This is a genomic window from Mesorhizobium shangrilense (genome assembly GCF_040537815.1).
Taxonomy (GTDB): domain Bacteria; phylum Pseudomonadota; class Alphaproteobacteria; order Rhizobiales; family Rhizobiaceae; genus Mesorhizobium; species Mesorhizobium shangrilense.
In genome coordinates this window covers 3842007-3862796 of the sequence record NZ_JBEWSZ010000001.1, presented here as the reverse complement: position 1 = coordinate 3862796, position 20790 = coordinate 3842007, and the positions used below count along the sequence as shown (strand labels likewise).

Genomic DNA, 20790 nt, shown 5'->3' with positions numbered 1-20790 from the left:
AGCCGACGAACCGTGACAGCGATGCGCCTTCACCGTTCGAAGCTCGAAAGGCCGGAGATTGGTATCTCATTGACCTGGCGGAGCGCGTCTCACCTCAAACGGGAAGAGCAGGGGATGCCTTACAGCAATCCCGCCCGTTCGGCCTCGTGGCGCAGATTTTGCCTTGGCCTTGGCCCAATCTGCTGGATCACCAGTCCGGCGGCCAGCGAGCCGAGGTCGCCGCAGGCTTGCAGGTCGCGGCCCTGTGTGTAGCCATGCAGGAAGCCCGCGGCGTAGAGGTCGCCGGCGCCGGTGGTGTCGACCAGTTCCCTTATCGCCGTCGCCTTGATGGTGACGGTCTCGTCGCCGCGCACGATCACCGAGCCCTTTTCCGAGCGCGTCACGGCGGCGATCTTGCAATCCTTCCGGATCTGCGCCAGCGCTTCCTCGAAGGACGAGGTCTGGTACAGCGATTTGATCTCGTGGCTGTTGGCGAAGACGATGTCGACGGTACCCGAGCGCATCAGCTCGAGGAACTCGTCGCGATAGCGGTCGACACAGAATGAGTCCGACAGTGTCATCGACACTTCGCGGCCGGCGGCGTGGGCAAGCTTGGCTGTCTGCCGGATCGCTTCCTTGGCGCGCGGCGGATCCCACAGATAGCCCTCGAAATAGGTGACCTTGGCGCCCGACGCCTTGTCGGCCTCGACGTCTTCCGGTCCGAGCTCGACGCAGGCTCCGAGATAGGTGTTCATCGAGCGCTCGCCGTCCGGCGTCACGAAGATCATCGAGCGCGCCGTCGGCGGCTCGCCATTGAGCGGCTTGGTGTCGAAGGCGACGCCCTGTGCGTGGATGTCGTGCGCGTAGATTTCGCCGAGCGGATCGCTGGAAACCTTGCCGAAGAAGGCGGCGCGGCCACCAAAACTGGCGACGCCCGCCGCCGTGTTGCCCGCGCTGCCGCCGGAGGCCTCGATCGCCGGACCCATGCGGCTGTAGAGCAGTTCGGCGCGTCGGGTGTCGATGAGGTTCATCGCGCCCTTGATGATGCCATTGGTTTCGAGGAATGCCTCGTCGCACTGGGCGATGATGTCGACAATCGCATTGCCGATGCAAAGCACGTCATAATCCGGCATCAATGTCTCCGCCAAGAACCCGCCGGCTTTCTGCCACGCCGGCCGGGCGCGGGTCTAGCGATTTGGAATGGGTTTGCCTAGCGCTGATCCCGAAAATCGGAATCGATCCAGTGTCCAGGCACGCATGCCGGGTGAGGCGTCATGATTATTCGACCGTGGTAGAAGCATTCCACCCCGGCGTTGCCTACAACACGGCATACTTGATGATTGATGATTGTCCGAAGGCCCCGCCATGCCCGCAAAGAACGATACGACCACCGACCTCGCACTGCTGCTCGTGCTGGCGGTGCTTTGGGGCGCCTCCTACACATTCATCAAGATCGGCGTCGAGACGATCCCGCCGATAACGCTGATCGCCGCCAGAACCTTGATCGCCGGCGCCATCCTCGTGGCGATCATCCGCTGGCGCGGGCTCGCCATGCCCCGCGATGCGGAGACCTGGCGCCGCTTCGTCTTCCAGGCCTGTCTCAACAGTGTCGTGCCCTTCACCCTGGTCGCCGCTGCCGAGCGCTCGGTTGACGCCGGCCTCGCCACGATCCTCAATGCGACTTCGCCGATCTTCACCTTCCTGCTCACCGCCCTCATCACCCGCCATGAGCCTGTGACCATGCGCAAGCTGATCGGCGTCGGCGCCGGCATAGCCGGAATATGCCTGATCGTCGGCACCCAAGCGCTCAGCGGCATCGGTCACCAATTGTGGGCGCAGCTTGCCATCGTCGCGGCGACGATAAGCTATGCGGGTGCCGCCATTTTCGGGCGCGGCTTCAAGGGCCTCGATCCGATGCTCCCGGCCGCCGGTTCGATGCTTTGCGGCGCCGTCATGCTCGTGCCCTTGAGCCTCGCGGTCGACCAGCCATGGACGCTGGCGCCGTCGACCGCTTCGATCCTTGCGCTGCTCGGCCTGTCGGTGTTTTCGACCGCGCTGGCCTTCGTCATCTATTTCCGCCTCATCCACACGCTGGGCTCCGTCGGCACCACCTCGCAAGCCTATCTGCGCGTGCCGATCGGCGTCGGCATCGGCGCCATCTTCCTTGGCGAAAGCCTTGGTTCGACGGCATGGCTGGGGATGGGTTTTGTCATAGCCGGCGTCGCGGCGATGACCATTCCCGTTCGCAAGCCGGCGCTCGCACGCTAGTAGCAAGGTTGCGCTCGCGGCTGGCGCTGCCTATCTCGGAGACGTCTCCTCCGACACAGGTTGAAAAAACGCCGTGATCCTCGACGCCGCCCGTGCCGCCGCCAGCCAGCTTTTCCTGCCTGAATTCCGTTCGGTGTTCCTGAAGACGCTGGGGCTGACCCTGCTGGCGCTGGTGGCGATGTGGTTCGGCCTGACGAGCCTCGTAGAATGGCTGGCCTTGCCGTGGCTCTACGTGTTCCTGCCTGGACTGCCGGCCTGGGCCGGATGGCTCGGCGTCATCATCGCCGGCATCGGCCTTGCGCTCGGCATGGCGCTGCTCATCGCGCCGGTGACGGCTGTTGTCGCCGGCCTGTTCCTCGACGACATCGCCGAGGTGGTCGAGCGCACCGACTATCCCAACGACCCGCCCGGCCGCGCCATGCCTGCGCTCCGCTCGCTCGTGCTGGCCATGAGGTTCTTCGGTGTCGTCATCCTCGCCAACATCGTGGCGCTGCTGCTTCTGCTGGTGCCCGGCATCAACATCGCTGCCTTCTTTATCGTCAACGGCTATCTGCTCGGGCGCGAGTTCTTCGAATTCGCCGCCATGCGCTTTCGCCCCGAGGACGAGGCGAGGGCGCTGCGCCGGAAATATGCCGGCACGGTGTTTCTCGCCGGCCTGCTCATCGCCACCTGTCTTGCCGTGCCGCTGCTCAACCTGCTGACGCCGCTTTTTGCCGCCGCCATGATGGTGCACCTGCACAAGACGATCTCCGCACGGGAAACGGCCTGAGGCGGTATCGGCTCAATCTCTGCCCGCTGCTTATCCCGCGGCGCCGACTTATCGCAGGAGAAATCCACGCCCGAGCTCGTCATCGGCTTCGACGATGAATTCGGCCCGTCCGGAATAATAAGCGCGGCCGCCGACGCGGGCGGTGATTGCATCGTGCGGACCGGTGCGCGTCGTTCGTGCCACGGCGCCGGAAAAGCGCGAACCCGCGATGCTTTCGAACGTCCGTGTCTGCCCGATGCCGATCTCGCCCTTGGCGTGCATTGCCGCCAACCGCGCCGTCACACCTGAGCCTGTCGGCGAACGATCGACCTCGGCTTCGGCGAAGACACAGATGTTCTTCGTCGGCTCGTCGGAAAACGCGTCCCGGCCGTCGGTCAGGATGGTGCCGTAGAGGAAGGCAAGCTCGGAATGGTCGGGGTGTGACAGCGGGAATTCCGCCTTCAACTTTTCGGTCAGCGCCGTCGCCGCGTCGACGAAGTCACGCACGCGGTCGCGGCCGAACTCCAGCCCGAACTGGTGACAATCGGCCAGGGCGTAGAAGGCGCCGCCATAGGCGACGTCGAAACCGATCGGACCGAAGCCCGGCAGATCGACCGTCTGGCCGTGGGCGAACAGAAAAGCCGGCACGCTTTCGAACGACACCGCGCCCGCCTTGCCGTCCTTGATCTCCACCGAAGCGACGATCAGCCCGCACGGCGCCTCGATCTTGACCGTAGTCACCGGCTCCTGCTTCGCCACCAGCCCCTCGTCGACGGCGTAGCGGCCGAGCGCGATGATGGCGTGGCCGCACATGGTGGAATAGCCCTCATTGTGCATGAACAGCACGGCAAGGTCGGCGCCGGGAAGATCGGGTTCGACCAGCAGCGCGCCATACATGTCGTAGTGTCCGCGCGGCTCGAAGATCAGGATCTTTCTGATACGGTCGAGATGGTCTCGCACATAGGCGCGCTTTTCCAGGATCGTGCCCCTGGGGATGTCCGGATAGCCGCCAGTGACGATCCGCAGCGGTTCGCCACCTGTGTGCATGTCGACGACGGTGAGTGTCATGCGTTGGACTTTGCAAACAGTTCCTGCAGCTTGCCGAAAGGCATGGCGGCGCGGGTGAAGCCGAAGGTGCCGTCCTGCTGGATTTCGCGCGACGCCGTCTCCAGCATGCCGAAGGTGAAATTGGTGAGCCATGGCCCGAGCGAGATGCGCTTGACGCCCGCCTGGGCCAGATCGGCGATCGTGAAACCCGGCCGTGCCATGACATTCACCGGCCTGGTCACCGCCGAACAGATGGTCCGCACGATTTCGATGTCGCTGATACCCGGTGCGTAAAGCACATCGGCACCCGCCTTCTCGAAGGCCTGCAGGCGCTTGATCGTGTCGTCGATGTCGGGCCTGCCCCACAGAAAATTCTCGGCCCGCGCGGTGAAGACGAAATCGCGTTTCAGCGCCCGCGCCGCTTCAGCGGCAGCGGCGACACGCTCGACCGCATGCGAGAAATCATAGATCGGCTTGTCTGGGTCGTCGCCATGGTCTTCAATCGAACAGCCGGCAAGGCCAGCCGCCTCGGCGGCGAAGATGGTTTCCGCGGCACTTGTCGCGCTGTCGCCCTTGCCGCGTTCCAGATCGGCGGAAACCGGCAGGCTGGTGGCTGCCGTCACCTCGCGGCAGTGGTGGATCATCGCCTCGAACGTTACCGCGCCATCGGGCAGGCCGCGCGAAAAGGCAAAGCCGGCGCTGGTCGTCGCCAGCGCCTTGAAGCCGAAAGAGCCAAGCAGCTTCGTGGTGCCGATATCCCACGGATTGGGCATGACGAAGGTCGAGGCATGCAGGTCACGAAAGGTCTTGCCCTTGTCCATGGAAGCTTCCCATCATGTGCTGAGTGATGGAAAGGGTTTTATCGCGCCGTCGTGCGCTGGGCAAACGAATGCGATTGGCGCAGAAGCATTTCGCGTTCTCTCCTGCCATTCTATTCAGCTGTTCGGAAACCTCGGGCAGATAAAAGCTGATCAGGTCAGTGGATCGGCACCAGTCCGGCCAATTCGCGCATGTCGTCGAACAGCACGCCGCCGGCTTCAACCAGTCCGTCGCGGTCGGTATACGGATCGCCGTGGTAGGAAAACACCCGCATGCCGGCGGCAACGCCCGCTTGCGTGCCGGCGACGCTGTCCTCGATGACGATGCAATCGGCGGGCGCGAACCCCATCGTTTCGGCAGCATGCAGGAAGAGATCGGGAAACGGCTTGCCGCGTCCGACCATGGTGGCACTGAACAGCGCGTGTTCGAACAGCGGCAACAGCCCGGTCTGGCCAAGCGTGATGTGCATTTTCGAAACCCGCGCCGAGGTGGCGACGCAATAGGCGATGCCAGCGGCGCGCACCGCTTCGACGAATTCGCGAACATGGGGGATGGCTTCGACCCCGTGCGCGAACAGGTCGGGCAGGCCGGCATTCCAGCGCTCGACGAAATCGGCGCCGAGCCTGACCTCGGTCTGCGCTTCGATCTCCTTTTGCACGGAGACCATGCTGCGGCCGGAAAAATGCTTGCGGCAATATTCGAAGCTCGTCGGAAAACCCGCAGTGGTCAGCCATTCGGCCAGGCGTCGATTGGCGAGGTTCTCGGTGTCGACCAGAACACCGTCGCAATCGAAGATAACCAGCTTGGGTGTGTTCATCAGGCCGTGCCGGTCGAACCGAACCCGCCGGAGCCGCGTGCCGTGCCGCCGGCCAATGAGCGCTCCTCGACGGTCGCCTGGGTCACCGACGCAAAGACGATCTGCGCGATCCGCATGCCGCGTGTCACCGCGAAATCCTCGTCGCCGAGGTTGACCAGCAGCACCTTCACCTCGCCGCGATAGTCGCTGTCGATCGTACCGGGCGTATTGAGGACGGTAAGGCCATGCTTGAAGGCAAGGCCGGAGCGCGGCCGCACCTGGCCTTCCATGCCTTCGGGAATTTCCAGGATCAGCCCGGTCGGCACCAGCGCCCGTTTTCCCGGCAGGATCAGCAATGGCCGGTCGTCCGGCACCGCCGCACGCAGGTCCATGCCGGCGGCGCCGGTGCTTTCATAGGCGGGGAGGGGCAGGCCCTCACCGTGAGGCAACCTGACGAAGCCAACGGTTGGACCAATGACGGAGGAAGTTTGGATGGATGCGCGCATAAAATCGATCCTATCGGCGCGAACTTCGATTCGGTCAACTCGACCGCAATGCTATCAACGCCTTTCTTTCAGGCATCACTATGACCTGAGGTGTGTTGAGATTCAGGTCAGGCCGAGTCGAAAACGGTGGGTTTCGAGAACCGGAGCGGAGCGGACATTCGGTCCGTGAGCACCGGAAGCGCAGAAACCCGTCGTTTGCAGGCCGGCATCACCTGAATATCGACATACCTCAGCGCAGTTCCATCGGAACGACCGTGGTCTCCTTGATCTCCTCCATCACGAAGGAGGCGGAAACATCCGACAGCGCCACCTTGGCGATCAGCCGCTGATAGAGCCGGTCATAGGCTTTCACGTCGGCGACGCGGGCGCGCAGCACATAGTCGAGATCCCCGGACATGCGATAGACGCCGGTGATCTCTGGAAAGCCGGTCACCGCTGCGCGGAATTTCTGCAGCCAGTCCGGATCGTGGTTGGACGTCCGGATCAGGATGAACACCGAAAGGCCAAGCCCGAGCTTCTCTGCATCGACCAGCGCCACGCGTCCGGTGATGACGCCAGCTTCCTCCAGTCGCTTGACCCGCCGCCAGCAGGCGTTGCGCGACAGGGCGACTTTTTCGGACAGCTGGTCGACCGAAAGCGAGCCGTCGCGCTGCAATTCAGTCAGCAATTTTCGGTCGATCTCGTCAATTTCTGGCACCATGTGGGATGTTTGTCCCATGGGATGGCCAAATACAAGGACATTTTGAGACCGATGAACCGGCGAAGCGTGTCAGGATACTCATATCGGGAACGTCAAACGCTGAAGGGGACGAACATGTCGGTCGCAAGGATTTTCACCTCTCATCCGGCCAAGGTCGGCGAAACCTATTTCGGCCACATGGCCTTTGCCGCCTGGTTCTCGTCGAGACTGTTCATGGCGGCGTGCGCTGCGATTGTTCATGCTTTCTTGCCATTTTTGTTTGAGACTACCGCCAGCCGAATCGTTCGCGAACTCTACGAGCGGACGCACAACAGAGGCTCGCACGCGACCAAGGAGCCGGCGGCTCTGATGGATCGTGCCTAGAGGACGACAAAGCGATGTGCCGGTGGGCGGCCTATCTCGGTGAAGCGGTCTTTCTCGAAGACATCGTCACGGCGCCCTGCCATTCGCTGATCGCCCAGAGCCATTGTGCCCAGGAAGCGAAGTCGCCGACCAATGGCGACGGTTTCGGTCTTGCCTGGTATGGCGACCGGCCGGAGCCCGGTCTCTATCGCGACATCCTTCCCGCCTGGTCCGACCCCAATCTGAAGAGCTTGTGCCGGCAGATCAAATCCCGTCTGTTCCTGGCCCATGTCCGCGCCTCGACAGGCGGCGCCACCAGCCGCATGAACTGCCATCCCTTCATTTTCGACCGCTGGTCGTTCATGCACAACGGCCAGATCGGCGGCTTCGAAAAGATCCGCCGCGCACTGGAGAATTCGCTGTCCGACGCGGTTTTCGACCATCGCGAAGGCACTACCGACTCCGAGCTGTTTTTTCTCCTGATGATAGACGAGGGCCTGTCTGATGACCCTCAAGGCGCCATATCCCGTGCCACTAGCCGCGTGCTGGATGCCTCGCGCCGCGCCGGTCTTGAGCCGGCTTTGAAACTTACCGCCGCCTTTTCGGACGGCCAGGCGCTCTACGCGGTTCGCTACGCCACCGACGATCATGCGCCGACGCTCTACACCTCCACTTTCGGCAAGGGCGGCGGCCGTTGCATCGTATCCGAACCCTTCGATCGCGACGGCGGCGACTGGCAGGCGGTCCCGCCATCGAGCTTCGTCACCATGACCCTGGACGGCATCACCATTCATCCCTTTGCCCCGGTCACGGCGAAGCTGGCCCTGGCTGGGTAGGCCTTCAGCTTTCCAATATGCGGCAACGTCGCGTTCCTTCGCGCCCCCTGTCCGGCAGGACAGAGGCGCGCGCCGTAGAGCGTCGACCTCAAAGGCGCAATTCCGATCAAGCGCCGCCGAGCTTCAAATGCTGAACTTGGCTTGAAGCCGCGGTGCAATCCTCCATGTCAATCGACACGCGCGGCCGAGCCGGAGCATTGATCATGGACATCGTCTTTTCCTCAACCGTCGAACTGGCTGCCGCGATCGCCAACCGCAAAATCTCCGCTGTAGAAGCGCTCGACGCGCATCTGGCGCAGATCGACAGCCGCAATGACGCGGTCAACGCCGTCATTTCGCTCGACAGGGAAGGGGCCCGCGAGCGCGCGAAGAAGGCCGACGCGGCACTGGCGCGCGGCGAGACGCTTGGACCGCTGCATGGCGTGCCCTTCACGCTGAAGGACACGCATGAGACCGCGGGCATGAAGACCACCGTCGGCTTCCCGCCCTTCGCCGATTATGTCGCCAGGCAGGACAGCCCGGTAGTTGCCCGGCTGAAGGCAGCCGGCGGCGTGCTGGCGGCCAAGACCAATGTCGCGACTATGCTAGGCGACTGGCAGTCGAACAACCCGCTGTTCGGCCGCACCGGCAATCCCTGGAACCTCCAGCGCACCGCGGGCGGCTCCAGCGGCGGCGCGGCGGCGGCTGTTTGTGCTGGCATGACGCCGTTCGACGTCGGCACCGACATGCAGGATTCGATCCGCCTGCCGGCCGCTTTCTGCGGCGTCCATGGCCTCAAGCCGACCGAGCACCGTGTCTCGCTAGCCGGCGCCTTCCCCGATCCGGGAAGTGCCGCGCGCAGCGTGCGGCTGATGTCCTGCCTCGGCCCGCTGGCGCGCAGCGTGGAAGACCTTTCGCTCATCTACAGGATCATCGCCGGGCCGGACGGACGCGATACCGATCTTGCGCCGGTACCAGTCGAGGACATGCCGAAGCTCGACCTCAGGACATTGCGCATCGCCTTCGCGTCGTCCTTTCCCGGATTTCCCGTGGCCGGCGGCATCAGTGCCGCGGTCGAAAATCTGGCAACGCAGTTGCGATCGGCCGGCGCCATCGTCGAGGAAGCGAAATTGCCCAAGCTCGATCTACACGACGATCTGGAGCAGGGCGGCGCGCTGATCGGCATGATGATGGAGGCCGCGCAGCCACCGGAGGAACCGACGCCGGTGTCGCGCTGGTTCGAGGCACTTGCCCGCCGCGACAGATCCATTCTCGCCTGGGATCAATTCTTCGAAAGCTGGGATGCGCTGCTCTGCCCGGTCGCCATGACCACGGCCTTTCCACATTGTGAGCCGGGCACATCGATCAAGGTCGACGGCAAGAAGCAGAGCTATTGGATGCTTCCAGCCTATGGCGCTGTCTTCAACTACAGCGGCCATCCCGCGCTTGCGCTGCCGTGCGGGCTGGACAGCGACGGCCTGCCGATCGGCCTGCAACTGGTCGGCAAACGCTGGTCGGAGTCGTGGCTGCTCTGCATCGCCAGGGCGATCGAGCCATTGGCCGGCGGCTTTCGCCGCCCGCCGGGCTATTGAGCGAAGCGCGACAGGCCGTACGGGGCAAGCAGCGGGTCGCGCTTGCCGTCGAGGATTTCCTGGGCGGCGAACAGGCCGACGGCCGGCGCCAGGGTGATCCCGGAATGCATGACCGCGACATAGAGGCCGCCGACACCCTCGGTGCGGCCGATGATCGGAAAGCCGTCGATCGGTGTCGGACGATAGCCAACCGTGTGGAAATCCAGCTCCAGCCCGTCGCCGTCGCGTAACGCTGCCTTCATGACCGCGAACAATTCGCGCCCAGTGGCTTCAGGGTCATCGCCCGGATTGCCGCCGGCGAAATCCGAGCCGGCGATGATGCGGCCCTCGGCCGTCTGGCGCATATGCAGCTTCTCGGCGTGCACCAGCCCGTTGAGCAGCTTCTTGTAGGGCCGCGAGTGGACAATCAGACCTGGTGGCGTCTCGATCGGCAGCTTGATGCCGGCGGTGGCTGCGATCGCCGGAGCGCCGGCGCCGGCCGCGATCACCACCTCGTCGGCGACAATCCGTTGGCCGGAAATTTCCACGCCGGCGACCTTGCCGTTGGAAAGCACCAAAGCGGTGACGGTTCCGGTCATGATTTTCGCGCCACCCTGTTCCGCATCCGCCAGCAGCACCTTCGCGGTGGCCACGGGTTCGGCCACGCCTTCCTCGGCAACATGAAGCGCGAAATCAGGAAGCTCGGTGAGATTGGGCTCGATGCGCGCCACCTGCTCTCGGCCAACCCGCTCGATGCCGTAGCCCCAGGCGGAATGCTCCGCCGCGTAGGCTTCGAGCCGGTCCGCCGGCAGGTCCCAGCACAGGCCACCGCACCAGGCGAGGGGGATGGCGGGAACGTCTTTTGCCAGCCGCGTCCATTCGGCCATGGCGCGGGTGCGTAGCCGGAAATAGGGTTCCGGGTTGCCCCAGCTGGCATTGATCCAGGCAAAGGAATTCGGTGTCGCGACCCCGCCGACGGCGCTCTCTGCAATCACCGTCACCCGTGCGCCAGCCTTGGCCAGGTGCCAGGCGACGGAGGCGCCGATGATGCCGGCGCCGATGACCACAACTTGCTTGACCGCGCTCATGCTGGACCTTTGCCGAATTTTGAGTGGCATTTCGGTTAGCCGTTACCATATTGGGCGAGGCCTATCTGCCCAAAACTGTTCGACAGGCCCAAGAAGCGCTGCTAGAAGCCCGCGCCACAGACAGGATTCCAGACATTGGCTGAAGACATCGAACAGGCGGTATCGCGCCGCCGCACCTTCGCGATCATCGCGCATCCGGACGCCGGCAAGACCACGCTCACCGAAAAGCTGCTTTTGTTCGGCGGCGCCATCCAGCTTGCCGGCGAGGTCAAGGCCAAGAAGGACAGGATCCAGACCCGCTCCGACTGGATGAAGATCGAGCGCGAGCGCGGCATTTCCGTCGTCACCTCGGTGATGACGTTCGAGTATGAGGACAATGTCTTCAACCTCCTGGACACGCCCGGCCACGAGGATTTCGCTGACGATACCTACCGCACGCTTTCGGCGGTCGATAGCGCGGTCATGGTGATCGACGCCGCCAAGGGCATCGAGCCGCGCACGCTGAAACTGTTCGAGGTCTGCCGCCTGCGCGACATCCCGATCATCACCTTCATCAACAAGATGGACCGCGAAAGCCGCGATCCGTTCGAGATCCTCGACGAGATCGAGCAGAAGCTGGCGCTGGACACCGCGCCGATCACCTGGCCGATCGGCCGCGGCAAGACGTTCTCCGGCACCTATCATCTGGCTCAGAATGCCGTGCGCAAGGGCGATGCGGAAAAGGAACGCACGCCGGTCAACGGTCCCGATTCCAACCGCGTCGCCGGCCTGCTGCCGGAAAACGAGCGCGAGGCCTTCATCGAGGAGCTCGAACTGGCGCGCGAAGCCTGCCGGCCGCTCGACCTCGACGCCTTCCGTGAAGGCCATCTGACGCCGGTTTATTTCGGCTCGGCGCTGCGCAACTATGGCGTCCGCGACCTGATCGAGGCGCTCGGCGCCTATGGGCCGCCGCCGCGCGCGCAGGAGGCCGACACGCGCAAGGTCGAGGCGACCGAGGACAAGATGACGTCCTTCGTCTTCAAGATCCAGGCCAACATGGATCCCAACCACCGCGACCGCATCGCTTTCGTCCGCGTCTGCTCGGGCAAGCTCGAGCGCGGCATGAAAGCCAAGCTGGTGCGCACAGGCAAGCCGATGTCACTGTCGGCGCCGCAGTTTTTCTTCGCCCGCACCCGCGTCACCGCCGACGAGGCCTTTGCCGGCGACGTCGTCGGCATCCCCAATCATGGTACGCTGCGCATTGGCGACACGCTGACCGAGGGCGAGGAGATCCTGTTCCGTGGTGTGCCGAATTTTGCCCCGGAAATCCTGCGCCGCGTCCGCCTCGGCGATGCGATGAAGGCCAAGAAGCTCAAGGAAGCACTGCACCAGATGGCCGAGGAGGGCGTCGTGCAGCTGTTCTCGCCCGAGGACGGTTCACCGGCCATCGTCGGCGTCGTTGGCGCCCTGCAGCTCGACGTGTTGAAGGAGCGGCTGAACTTCGAATACACGCTGCCGGTCGAATTCGAGATGTCGCGCTTCTCGGTATGCCGCTGGATATCGGCCGACGACAAGGCCGAGGTTCACCGCTTCATCGAGGCGCACAGAGGCGACATCGCCCGCGACCTCGACAACGATCCGGTCTTCCTCGCCCAGCACGCCTTCTCGCTGAACTACGAAGCCGAGCGCTGGAAAGCGATCCGCTTCGCCACGATCAAGGACTATCAGGTCCGCGACAAGGCGGCGTAAGCCGCGCTGCCTTTCCCTTCTCCCCTTGTGGGAGAAGGTGTCGCCGAAGGCGACGGATGAGGGGTGTTCCGGGGAACGCCAACGCCTCACTCCGCTGGAGCACCCCTCAACCGTCTCGGCGCTTCGCGCCGATCCACCTTCTCCCACAGGGGGAGAAGGGAAGACCGCGCAGGGCTCACCCCTTCGCCGCCGCTTCGATCTTGGCGATATCAATCTTGCCCATCTGCATCATCGCATTCATCACCCGGCCGGCCTTGGCCCGGTCCGGATCCTGCAGCAGTCTCGGCAATTGCTCCGGCACGACCTGCCAGGAGACGCCGAACTTGTCCTTCAGCCAGCCGCAAGGCCCGGGTTCGCCGCCGCCCTCGGTCAGCCTTGTCCAGAAATGATCGACTTCTTGCTGCGTCTTGCAGTCGATGGAGAGCGACATCGCCTCGGTGAACTTGTACTGCGGCCCGCCATTCAGCGCCTGGAACTGGATGCCGTCGAGTTCGAACGAGGCCACCAGCACTTTGCCTTCCTCGGCGTGGCCTTTTGGCCAGCGTGTCACGCTGAGCACTTTCGAGTTCTCGAAGATGGAGATGTAGTGGTTCATCGCCTCTTCGGCCTGTCCGTCGAACCACAGGAAGGTGGTGATCTTTTGCATCGTCTCTCTCCTCGGGCTGTTTTGGTTGCTGCTGCGGTTGAACGGTTGGCGCCAAGAATGGCGCCATTCCCCTGCCGTCTGCCCAAGGACGGACGTGCGACACGCGATCCGACAGCGGCGCGCAATTTTCTTTGAGAATCTGGCGCATTGCAAAATTGTGGCCAGACCAAGCTATGGCGGTTATAACGCCTGCGGTCCGAATTCAGCTCCGCCGCGCCATGCTTAGGCAGCGGCCAGCCACCAAGGAAAAAACATGCCTGCCTATCGCTCCCGCACCACCACCCATGGCCGCAACATGGCCGGCGCCCGCGGCCTCTGGCGCGCCACCGGTATGAAGGACAGCGATTTCGGCAAGCCGATCATCGCGGTGGTCAATTCCTTCACCCAGTTCGTGCCGGGCCATGTCCATTTGAAGGACCTTGGCCAGCTGGTGGCGCGCGAGATCGAGAAGGCTGGCGGCGTTGCCAAGGAGTTCAACACCATCGCCGTCGACGACGGCATCGCGATGGGCCATGACGGCATGCTCTATTCGCTGCCGTCGCGCGAACTGATCGCCGACTCGGTCGAATACATGGTCAACGCGCATTGCGCCGACGCCATGGTCTGCATCTCCAATTGCGACAAGATCACGCCGGGAATGCTGATGGCCAGCTTGCGCCTCAACATCCCGACCGTCTTCGTTTCCGGCGGACCGATGGAGGCCGGCAAGGTCGTGCTGGCCGGCAAGACGCAGGCGCTCGACCTCGTCGATGCCATGGTTGCCGCCGCCGACGACAAGATTTCCGATGAGGACGTCAAGACCATCGAGCGCTCGGCATGCCCGACCTGCGGCTCCTGCTCGGGCATGTTCACCGCCAATTCGATGAACTGCCTGACCGAAGCGCTGGGATTGTCGCTGCCGGGCAACGGCTCGACGCTGGCCACGCATGCCGACCGCAAGCGTCTGTTCGTCGAGGCCGGCCATCTGATCGTCGATCTCGCCCAGCGCTATTACGAGCAGGACGACGAGACGGCGTTGCCACGCAACATCGCCGCGAAGGGCGCGTTCGAGAACGCCATGACGCTCGATATCGCCATGGGCGGCTCGACCAACACCGTGCTGCACATCCTGGCCGCGGCGCATGAGGGCGAGATCGATTTCGACCAGGATGACATTGATGCACTGTCACGCAGGGTGCCGGTGCTGTGCAAGGTAGCTCCTGCCAAGTCGGATGTGCACATGGAAGACGTCCATCGCGCCGGCGGCATCATGGCGATCCTCGGCCAGCTCGACAATGCCGGGCTGATCAACCGCGATCTGCCGACCGTGCATACCTCAACGCTAGGTGAAGCACTCGACCATTGGGACATCTCCCGCACCTCGAGCCAAAGCGTCCGCGACTTCTTCCTGGCCGCACCCGGTGGCGTGCCGACACAGGTCGCCTTCAGCCAGGACCGCCGCTGGGACGAGCTCGATCTCGACCGCGAAAAAGGTGTCATCCGCTCAGCGGAGCATCCCTTCTCCAAGGATGGCGGCCTCGCCGTCCTGAAAGGCAATCTGGCGCTTGACGGCTGCATCGTGAAGACCGCCGGCGTCGATGAATCGATCCTGAAATTCACGGGTCCGGCCCGCGTGTTCGAAAGCCAGGACGCCAGCGTCAAGGCGATCCTGTCGAACGAGATCAAGGCCGGCGACGTCGTCGTCATCCGCTACGAGGGGCCGCGCGGCGGTCCCGGCATGCAGGAAATGCTTTACCCGACCAGCTATCTGAAGTCGAAGGGCCTCGGCAAGGCCTGCGCGCTGGTCACCGATGGCCGCTTCTCCGGCGGTACGTCGGGCCTGTCGATCGGCCATGTCTCGCCGGAGGCCGCGGAGGGCGGATTGATCGGGCTGGTGCAGGAAGGCGATACGGTGGAGATCGACATTCCGAACCGCACCATCCGCATCGCTGTCAGCGAAGCCGAGCTTGCCAGCCGCCGGGCAGCGATGGAAGCAAAGGGTGCGGGCGCCTGGAAGCCGCAGGAGAAGCGCAAGCGCAAGGTGACGACCGCCTTGCGAGCCTATGCCGCCTTTGCGACCAGCGCCGACAAGGGTGCGGTGAGGCACGTTCCGGAATAAGGGCAGTTTTTCCTTCTCCCACAGGGGGAGAAGGAAAAGCCCTCACGGCATCAGCTGATATTCATACAGCTTCTGATAGAGCCCGCCCTGCTTGAGAAGGTCCCTGTGCGGGCCGCTCTCCACCACCTTGCCGGCTTCGAGCACGACGATCGTGTCGGCCTGGTGCACGGTCGACAGACGATGCGCGATGACGATCGTCGTGCGTCCCTCGGTCAGTTGCTGCAATGCGTCGCGGAACAGCGCCTCCGATTCGGCATCGAGCGCGCTCGTCGCCTCGTCCAGCAACAGGATCTCGGCATTGCGCAGCATGGCGCGGGCGATTGAAATGCGTTGACGCTGGCCACCGGACAAGAAGGCGCCGTTTTCGCCGACTTCCGTCTCGTAGCCTTTCGCCTGCGCGCTGATGAAGTCGTGTGCATTGGCGGCCCTGGCGGCGGCGATCACCTCCGCATCCGTCGCATCCTGACGCCCGAGGCGGATGTTGTGCATGATCGTGCCAGCAAACAGGAACGTGTCCTGGCTGACATAGGCGATCTTTTCCCGCAGCGAGGCGAGCGTGGCATGGGAGATGTCCTGGCCATCGAACAGCACCCTGCCGCTCTGAGGGTCGTACATACGCATGATCAGGTTCAAAATCGTCGATTTGCCGCTGCCGGACGGTCCGACCAGTGCCGTCATCTTGCCGGGCGCAAGCGTCATGTCGAACCGGTCGAGCACCGGCGGGCCATTTTGATAGGCGAAGCTGACGGCGTCGAACCTGATCTCGCCCGGTCCGGCCAGAAGTGGCTTCGCATCCGGCTTCTCGGCCAGCGTCAGCGGCTCGTCGGCCAGCTGGAACATCATGCGCACGCCGACAATGCCACTCTCAAGCGCGATGCGCACGCGCGCAAGGCGCTTCGCCGGCTCATAGGCCAGCAGCAACGCCGCGATGAAGGCCATGATGCCGCCTGGTGTCTGGCCGCCTTCCAGGACCAGAAGGCCGCTGACCAGGACAGCGCCGGCGATCGCCAGCCCGGCGAGCGTTTCCATCACCGGACTGGTAACGGCTTCCAGAGTCGCGATGTTGTTGGCCCGGTCCTCGACGTCCGACACCGCCCTGTACATGCGCTTGCGCATCATGCCTTCGAGGTTGAAGGCCTTGACCACGCGCACACCGATCGCGGTTTCCTGGATCACTTGCACGATCTGGCCGACCGAGCGGAACTCCATGGCGGCGAATTTGCGGACGCGCTTCAGGATGAGGTTGACCCCGTAGATGGCCAGGGGGCCGACGACGAAGCAGATCAGGGACAGCGCTGGCTGCTGCACGATCATGACCAGCACGAGGGCAACCAAGGTCACCAGATCCCGTACATAGGACGTGACGACGAGGTCGAGCACGTTGCGTGCCGCCTGCGCGTTGTTGGTCATGCGGGTGATCAGGTCGGACGACGAGGTCGAATGGTAGAATTCGATACCTTGCGCCAGTATGCGGTCGTAGATCTTGCGCTGCCGTTCAGCGATGATGGCGTTGCCGACCCGGCTCATGAAGTAGGCCTGGACGAAATTGGCGACGCCCTTGACGATGAAGATCACGGCGACCGCCGCGGCAATCATGTTGACGCGTTCGATTCTCTTGTCGATCACGAATTCATTGGTGATTTCTCGCAGGATCCAGGCACTGGCAGCCGTCATGCCGGCCACCACCAGCATCGACAGGATGGCGGCGCCGTATCCGAACATGTGTTGCCGGAAGGATTCCCTGACCAGCCTTACGACAAGGCGCTGGTTCTCCGTCGAACGGAAGAAGCGAAACAAATGGTGGATCCCATGTCTGACTGACGCGAATTTCGGATTCGCCACAGGGGCGAGAGGCGGCTTATAGAACCAGTTGCCGCGTGATGGAACCTGTAGCAGTCATTCGAAGGAAACGACTGCGGCAGGCTGTCCTTTGCGCCACTGTCGCGACATGATTCTTCAAGGGGATGACGAACGATGAATTTCGACCTTATCGTGCGCGGCGGAACGCTGCCTGACGGCAGGATCGCCGACATCGGCATTGTCGGCGAGACGATCGTGGCGATCGAGCCCGAACTGAATGTCACGGCGGGTACAGCCATCGACGCGCGCGGCAATCTGGTCTCGCCGCCCTTCGTCGATCCACATTTCCACATGGATGCGACCCTGTCCTACGGTATCCCGCGCATCAATGCGTCGGGCACGCTGCTGGAAGGCATTTCACTGTGGGGTGAATTGAAGCCGCTGTTGACGCATGAGGCGGTGCGCGACCGCGCGCTCGCCTATTGCGACTGGGCGGTGTCGATGGGCCTGCTGGCCATCCGCACGCATGTCGATGTCTGCGACGACCGGCTGCTGGCGGTGGAAGCGCTGCTCGACGTGAAGAAAACCATCGCGCCCTATATCGACCTGCAATTGGTCGCCTTCCCGCAGGATGGATTTTACCGCTCGCCGACAGCGCGTGAAAACACCCTCCGTGCCCTCGACATGGGCGTCGATGTCGTCGGTGGCATTCCGCATTTCGAGCGCACCATGGCCGACGGCGCGCGTTCGGTGAGCGAACTCTGCGAGATCGCGGCCAAGCGCGGCCTGATGGTCGACCTGCATTGCGACGAGACCGACGATCCGCTGTCGCGCCATGTCGAACAGCTGGCCTATGAAACGCAGCGCCTCGGATTGCAGGGCAGGGTGGCCGGCTCGCATCTCACCTCCATGCATTCGATGGACAATTATTATGTCTCGAAGCTTCTGCCGCTGATCGCAGAGGCGGGTGTTTCAGCCATCCCCAATCCGTTGATCAACATCATGCTGCAAGGTCGCCACGACACATTTCCGAAACGCCGCGGCCTGACCCGGGTCAAGGAAATGCAGGCGCTCGGCATCCGTGTCGGCTGGGGTCAGGATTGCGTGCTCGATCCCTGGTATTCCCTGGGCACCGCCGACATGCTCGACGTCGCCTTCATGGGCCTTCATGTCGCCCAGATGTCGAGTCCAGCCGACATGGCGCGCTGCTTCGACATGGTCACCAACGTCAACGCCGCCATCATGGGGCTGGATCATCTGGGCCTGGCGGTCGGCAAGCGCGCCAGCCTCGTCGTTCTCGATGCCGGCAACCCGATCGAGGCCTTGCGCCTGCGCGCCGAGCGCATCTGCGTCATCGCAAGGGGCAAGGTGGTGGCGGAGCGGACCAGGCAGGACACGCGGCTTGCTATCGAGGGGAGGCCGGCAACGGTGAACCGCCGGCATCGCCCGACCGGCCGCTGACAATGATCTGGCAGGCCCAAGAGGGCGCTGGGCCTGCATCAAAGCCGGGGCGTGTCATCCGTCGAAAATAAGTATACAATAAACCTCCACTTTATTTGAGGAGGATCTCCATGTGGCGCAAGATAGCGATCGTGGCCGCACTGGCGGCAATCAGTGCCGGCTGCACGACGATGTCGGCGCAGGATCGCCGTGCCGCTGACGAGGCGAAATGCCGGTCCTATGGCTTCCTCAAGAAGAACGACGCCTTTGCCGAGTGCCTGCAGCGCATCGATCTTGAGCGGCGCGCGGAACTGCGCGCCACGCCGGCCTTCGATCCCTGGGACCAGCCTGTGTTCTATCGCCCGATCATTATCCGGCCGCGGCCCAAATAGGCCGCAACGGGGCAGACCCAGCCGATTCCCGGCGCTGGCATTGCCGAACGCCCGATTTGTCCTCGTCAAAGCGATGGCTTGCGTCTACGACGCAATCTGTCCAGCTCGCAGAGGAAGGATCCGGGACCGGCATGACGCAGCCCGTGGCGCAGAATTCGACCATCAAGAACGTGCTTTTGGCCGGCATTCTGTTGATGTTGGCTGGCGACTTCCTGTTTGCGCTGAACGATGCCATGGGCAAGTGGCTGGTTGCCAGCTTCTCGGTCGGGCAGGTCGTGCTGATCCGTTCGATCGGCGCCTTCTTCGTGCTCGGTCCGATGATCGCCCGTCAGGGCACGGGCAAGCTGTTTCGGATGGAGCGGCTTGAGCTGCAGGTTCTGCGCGTCGTCATGACGACGCTCGACACCGCCTTCTTCTATGCCGCCGTGGTCTATCTGCCGCTCGCCGACGTCATGAGCTTCTACATGGCCGGGCCGATCTATGTCGCGGCGCTGTCGCATCTGCTGCTTGGCGAGAAGGTCGGCTGGCGCCGCTGGATGGCGATCCTGCTTGGCTTCTGTGGTGTGCTGATCATGCTGAAACCCTCCTCGGCGGCGTTCTCGCTGTCGTCGGGCTTTGCGCTCGCCGGCAGCATTTCCTTCGCTTTCGCCATCATCCTCAACCGACGCCTGCGCGGCACCAGCGACACCAATCTGGTGACATGGCAGACGATCGGGACGCTGGTGGTCGGCGGTGTCCTGACCATAGGCGCCTGGCAGACCCCATCGGCGCTCGATTTCGGCGCCATGCTGCTGCTGGGCATCGTCTCCTGCGGCGCGCATCTGATGATCACCAGGGCGCTGAAGCTGGCGCCTGCCTCGACGCTGGCACCGCTGCACTACACGCTGCTCTTGTGGGCGGTGGTGTTCGGACTGGTGTTCTTCGGCGATGTTCCCGGCCCGCGCATCCTGATCGGCTCCGGCATCGTCGTGCTGGCCGGCCTGTTCATCTTCCATCGCCAGAAGGTGGTGGATATCACGGTGCCTCCCGAAAACGTGCCGAAGGGCGTGAACTAGCCCTGTCGTATCGCCATCAGATGCCTTGAAAACTCGGGCGTCTCCATCAGCGCCTTGCAGCGCGCAAATCGTCCATCGGCATAGGCGCGAAAGTCGTCGACCGGATTGTTGTTGGCGAGCTGGATCAGCCCCCACAGCGTCCACAAAAGGTCGCACATCGCCTTGTGGATGACGATACGGCCGCGCTCGGCGGGTTTCGGCTCGCCGCCGAAATAGGCGCGCATCATCTCCTCGTCCTGTCCAGCGTCGAACTTGCCTTCCACCGACAGGTCGCCGAGATCCCACAGCGGGTCGTTCATGCCGGAATATTCCCAGTCGACGATCCACATCCTGTCGCCCGTATCGAGAAAGTTCTCGCACAGCGGATCGCAATGGCAAGCCACCAAGGGGAGTGGATGGGCGGCAAGCGCCGACCGCACGGTTCCGGCCTCGCTGACAACGTCGTGGTAGCCGGCGGGCAGGGTCACATCCTTGGTCGAGAGCACCCGCAGATAATCGTCGATCATCGAAAACAGTTCGAAGCGGAAGGGAAATATCGCGCCTGACGTGTGCAGCTTGCGAAAGGCGTGGCCAGCGCGGGCCGGGCTGCCTGTCAGCGTCCGGAATTTCTCCGGCGACATGGTCTCGGCACCGGCAACGAACCGCGTCACCATAACCCCTGTCCCGCTGTCGAAATGCAGCACGTCGGGGCTGACGCCGGCCTTGGCTGCTTCCCGCGCCGCCACGGCCTCATTGGCGCGGTTGATATATTCTTCGGTGCCCTTGCCGGGAATGCGCAGGCAGAAGTCACCGGCCTTGAAGACAAGGTTGGTGAGGCCGCCGAGCCGCTCCAACTGGCCTCGATAGTCGGCAAGGATCGGAATGCCCGCAAGCACCGCACGCGCCTCGTCAACCGCCATGCCAGCGTCCCCCTGTCGCGCCGTTATTTATCGCCGCAACGGTTCCACAATTT

General features: G+C 63.5%; 20 protein-coding genes. 10 read left to right on the top strand and 10 right to left on the bottom strand.

Annotated features, from left to right (window positions below; all coding sequences use genetic code 11):
• Nucleotides 1-119: 119 nt before the first annotated feature.
• Nucleotides 120-1112: an adenosine kinase gene (locus ABVQ20_RS18835; RefSeq protein ID WP_354461005.1), complete on the bottom strand. Its 993-nt coding sequence runs from the start codon at nt 1110-1112 to the stop codon at nt 120-122.
• Nucleotides 1113-1344: 232 nt separating this feature from the next.
• On the opposite strand from ABVQ20_RS18835, the gene ABVQ20_RS18830 reads away from it, so the two are divergent.
• Together ABVQ20_RS18830 and ABVQ20_RS18825 are read left to right on the top strand one after the other, a co-directional pair.
• Nucleotides 1345-2247, top strand: coding sequence for a DMT family transporter (locus ABVQ20_RS18830; protein WP_354461004.1), 903 nt, complete (start codon nt 1345-1347; stop codon nt 2245-2247).
• Nucleotides 2248-2320: 73 nt separating this feature from the next.
• Entirely contained in the window at nt 2321-3016 is a 696-nt protein-coding gene (locus ABVQ20_RS18825) for a sulfate transporter family protein (protein WP_354461003.1), read from the top strand.
• 48 nt (nt 3017-3064) lie between these two features.
• Here ABVQ20_RS18825 and ABVQ20_RS18820 read toward each other — a convergent pair whose 3' ends face one another.
• From ABVQ20_RS18820 to ABVQ20_RS18800, 5 genes are all read right to left on the bottom strand, one after another.
• Entirely contained in the window at nt 3065-4063 is a 999-nt protein-coding gene (locus ABVQ20_RS18820) for a proline racemase family protein (RefSeq protein ID WP_354461002.1), read from the bottom strand.
• Entirely contained in the window at nt 4060-4863 is an 804-nt protein-coding gene (locus ABVQ20_RS18815; protein ID WP_354461001.1) for an isocitrate lyase/PEP mutase family protein, read from the bottom strand. The genes ABVQ20_RS18820 and ABVQ20_RS18815 overlap by 4 nt, the downstream gene beginning before the upstream one ends.
• A gap of 155 nt (nt 4864-5018) precedes the next feature.
• Nucleotides 5019-5678, bottom strand: a complete 660-nt coding sequence (locus ABVQ20_RS18810; RefSeq protein WP_354461000.1) for an HAD family hydrolase — start codon at nt 5676-5678, stop codon at nt 5019-5021.
• Nucleotides 5678-6163, bottom strand: coding sequence for a dUTP diphosphatase (gene dut, locus ABVQ20_RS18805; RefSeq protein ID WP_354460999.1), 486 nt, complete (start codon nt 6161-6163; stop codon nt 5678-5680). The genes ABVQ20_RS18810 and dut overlap by 1 nt, the downstream gene beginning before the upstream one ends.
• Nucleotides 6164-6392: 229 nt before the next feature.
• Nucleotides 6393-6863 (bottom strand): Lrp/AsnC family transcriptional regulator, encoded by a 471-nt coding sequence (locus ABVQ20_RS18800; protein ID WP_354460997.1) that lies wholly within the window; start codon nt 6861-6863, stop codon nt 6393-6395.
• 114 nt (nt 6864-6977) lie between these two features.
• Between ABVQ20_RS18800 and ABVQ20_RS18795 the strand changes: the two genes are divergently transcribed.
• The 3 genes from ABVQ20_RS18795 to ABVQ20_RS18785 all read left to right on the top strand — a co-directional run bounded on the left by ABVQ20_RS18795 (nt 6978) and on the right by ABVQ20_RS18785 (nt 9612).
• Nucleotides 6978-7226: a DUF6356 family protein gene (locus ABVQ20_RS18795; protein WP_227349258.1), complete on the top strand. Its 249-nt coding sequence runs from the start codon at nt 6978-6980 to the stop codon at nt 7224-7226.
• A 14-nt stretch (nt 7227-7240) separates the two neighbouring features.
• On the top strand, nt 7241-8041 hold the full coding sequence (locus ABVQ20_RS18790) for a class II glutamine amidotransferase (protein ID WP_354460996.1): 801 nt from the start codon (nt 7241-7243) through the stop codon (nt 8039-8041).
• A 203-nt stretch (nt 8042-8244) separates the two neighbouring features.
• Nucleotides 8245-9612, top strand: a complete 1368-nt coding sequence (locus ABVQ20_RS18785; RefSeq protein WP_354460995.1) for an amidase — start codon at nt 8245-8247, stop codon at nt 9610-9612.
• Here ABVQ20_RS18785 and ABVQ20_RS18780 read toward each other — a convergent pair.
• Complete coding sequence (locus ABVQ20_RS18780; RefSeq protein WP_354460994.1) at nt 9606-10679, bottom strand: NAD(P)/FAD-dependent oxidoreductase; 1074 nt, start codon at nt 10677-10679, stop codon at nt 9606-9608. The genes ABVQ20_RS18785 and ABVQ20_RS18780 overlap by 7 nt on opposite strands.
• A gap of 135 nt (nt 10680-10814) precedes the next feature.
• Between ABVQ20_RS18780 and ABVQ20_RS18775 the strand changes: the two genes are divergently transcribed.
• Nucleotides 10815-12407: a peptide chain release factor 3 gene (locus tag ABVQ20_RS18775; RefSeq protein WP_354460993.1), complete on the top strand. Its 1593-nt coding sequence runs from the start codon at nt 10815-10817 to the stop codon at nt 12405-12407.
• Between the two features lie 175 nt (nt 12408-12582).
• Here ABVQ20_RS18775 and ABVQ20_RS18770 read toward each other — a convergent pair whose 3' ends face one another.
• Nucleotides 12583-13053 carry a VOC family protein gene (locus tag ABVQ20_RS18770; RefSeq protein ID WP_354460992.1) on the bottom strand — a complete coding sequence of 157 codons (471 nt, stop codon included), beginning with the start codon at nt 13051-13053 and terminating at the stop codon, nt 12583-12585.
• A gap of 253 nt (nt 13054-13306) precedes the next feature.
• Between ABVQ20_RS18770 and ilvD the strand changes: the two genes are divergently transcribed.
• The gene (gene ilvD / locus ABVQ20_RS18765) at nt 13307-15151 is read left to right on the top strand and encodes a dihydroxy-acid dehydratase (RefSeq protein ID WP_354460991.1); all 1845 of its coding nucleotides are present in this window, start codon (nt 13307-13309) and stop codon (nt 15149-15151) included.
• 42 nt (nt 15152-15193) lie between these two features.
• On the opposite strand, the gene ABVQ20_RS18760 is transcribed toward ilvD, so the two are convergent.
• Entirely contained in the window at nt 15194-16948 is a 1755-nt protein-coding gene (locus tag ABVQ20_RS18760; RefSeq protein ID WP_354460990.1) for an ABC transporter ATP-binding protein, read from the bottom strand.
• 177 nt (nt 16949-17125) lie between these two features.
• Here ABVQ20_RS18760 and ABVQ20_RS18755 point away from each other — a divergent pair, with 177 nt between their 5' ends.
• The 3 genes from ABVQ20_RS18755 (at nt 17126) to ABVQ20_RS18745 (ending at nt 19838) form a co-directional block, all read left to right on the top strand.
• Nucleotides 17126-18412, top strand: coding sequence for an amidohydrolase family protein (locus tag ABVQ20_RS18755; protein WP_354460989.1), 1287 nt, complete (start codon nt 17126-17128; stop codon nt 18410-18412).
• Nucleotides 18413-18522: 110 nt separating this feature from the next.
• Entirely contained in the window at nt 18523-18783 is a 261-nt protein-coding gene (locus ABVQ20_RS18750) for a hypothetical protein (RefSeq protein ID WP_435528387.1), read from the top strand.
• A 131-nt stretch (nt 18784-18914) separates the two neighbouring features.
• Nucleotides 18915-19838 carry a DMT family transporter gene (locus ABVQ20_RS18745; protein WP_354460988.1) on the top strand — a complete coding sequence of 308 codons (924 nt, stop codon included), beginning with the start codon at nt 18915-18917 and terminating at the stop codon, nt 19836-19838.
• Here the strand turns inward: ABVQ20_RS18745 and ABVQ20_RS18740 are convergent.
• The gene (locus tag ABVQ20_RS18740; RefSeq protein WP_354460986.1) at nt 19835-20737 is read right to left on the bottom strand and encodes a phosphotransferase; all 903 of its coding nucleotides are present in this window, start codon (nt 20735-20737) and stop codon (nt 19835-19837) included. The genes ABVQ20_RS18745 and ABVQ20_RS18740 overlap by 4 nt on opposite strands.
• Nucleotides 20738-20790: the final 53 nt, after the last annotated feature.

What these genes read in the sequence shown, in the direction of transcription:
- dut (WP_354460999.1), bottom strand. Translation starts at nt 6,163, where the DNA reads ATGCGCGCATCCATCCAAACTTCCTCCGTCATTGGTCCAACCGTTGGC.
- ABVQ20_RS18810 (WP_354461000.1), bottom strand. Translation starts at nt 5,678, where the DNA reads ATGAACACACCCAAGCTGGTTATCTTCGATTGCGACGGTGTTCTGGTC.
- ABVQ20_RS18795 (WP_227349258.1), top strand. Translation starts at nt 6,978, where the DNA reads ATGTCGGTCGCAAGGATTTTCACCTCTCATCCGGCCAAGGTCGGCGAA.
- ilvD (WP_354460991.1), top strand. Translation starts at nt 13,307, where the DNA reads ATGCCTGCCTATCGCTCCCGCACCACCACCCATGGCCGCAACATGGCC.
- ABVQ20_RS18755 (WP_354460989.1), top strand. Translation starts at nt 17,126, where the DNA reads ATGAATTTCGACCTTATCGTGCGCGGCGGAACGCTGCCTGACGGCAGG.
- ABVQ20_RS18750 (WP_435528387.1), top strand. Translation starts at nt 18,523, where the DNA reads ATGTGGCGCAAGATAGCGATCGTGGCCGCACTGGCGGCAATCAGTGCC.
- ABVQ20_RS18830 (WP_354461004.1), top strand. Translation starts at nt 1,345, where the DNA reads ATGCCCGCAAAGAACGATACGACCACCGACCTCGCACTGCTGCTCGTG.
- ABVQ20_RS18835 (WP_354461005.1), bottom strand. Translation starts at nt 1,112, where the DNA reads ATGCCGGATTATGACGTGCTTTGCATCGGCAATGCGATTGTCGACATC.
- ABVQ20_RS18770 (WP_354460992.1), bottom strand. Translation starts at nt 13,053, where the DNA reads ATGCAAAAGATCACCACCTTCCTGTGGTTCGACGGACAGGCCGAAGAG.
- ABVQ20_RS18785 (WP_354460995.1), top strand. Translation starts at nt 8,245, where the DNA reads ATGGACATCGTCTTTTCCTCAACCGTCGAACTGGCTGCCGCGATCGCC.
- ABVQ20_RS18820 (WP_354461002.1), bottom strand. Translation starts at nt 4,063, where the DNA reads ATGACACTCACCGTCGTCGACATGCACACAGGTGGCGAACCGCTGCGG.
- ABVQ20_RS18800 (WP_354460997.1), bottom strand. Translation starts at nt 6,863, where the DNA reads ATGGTGCCAGAAATTGACGAGATCGACCGAAAATTGCTGACTGAATTG.
- ABVQ20_RS18780 (WP_354460994.1), bottom strand. Translation starts at nt 10,679, where the DNA reads ATGAGCGCGGTCAAGCAAGTTGTGGTCATCGGCGCCGGCATCATCGGC.
- ABVQ20_RS18790 (WP_354460996.1), top strand. Translation starts at nt 7,241, where the DNA reads ATGTGCCGGTGGGCGGCCTATCTCGGTGAAGCGGTCTTTCTCGAAGAC.
- ABVQ20_RS18815 (WP_354461001.1), bottom strand. Translation starts at nt 4,863, where the DNA reads ATGGACAAGGGCAAGACCTTTCGTGACCTGCATGCCTCGACCTTCGTC.
- ABVQ20_RS18740 (WP_354460986.1), bottom strand. Translation starts at nt 20,737, where the DNA reads ATGGCGGTTGACGAGGCGCGTGCGGTGCTTGCGGGCATTCCGATCCTT.
- ABVQ20_RS18745 (WP_354460988.1), top strand. Translation starts at nt 18,915, where the DNA reads ATGACGCAGCCCGTGGCGCAGAATTCGACCATCAAGAACGTGCTTTTG.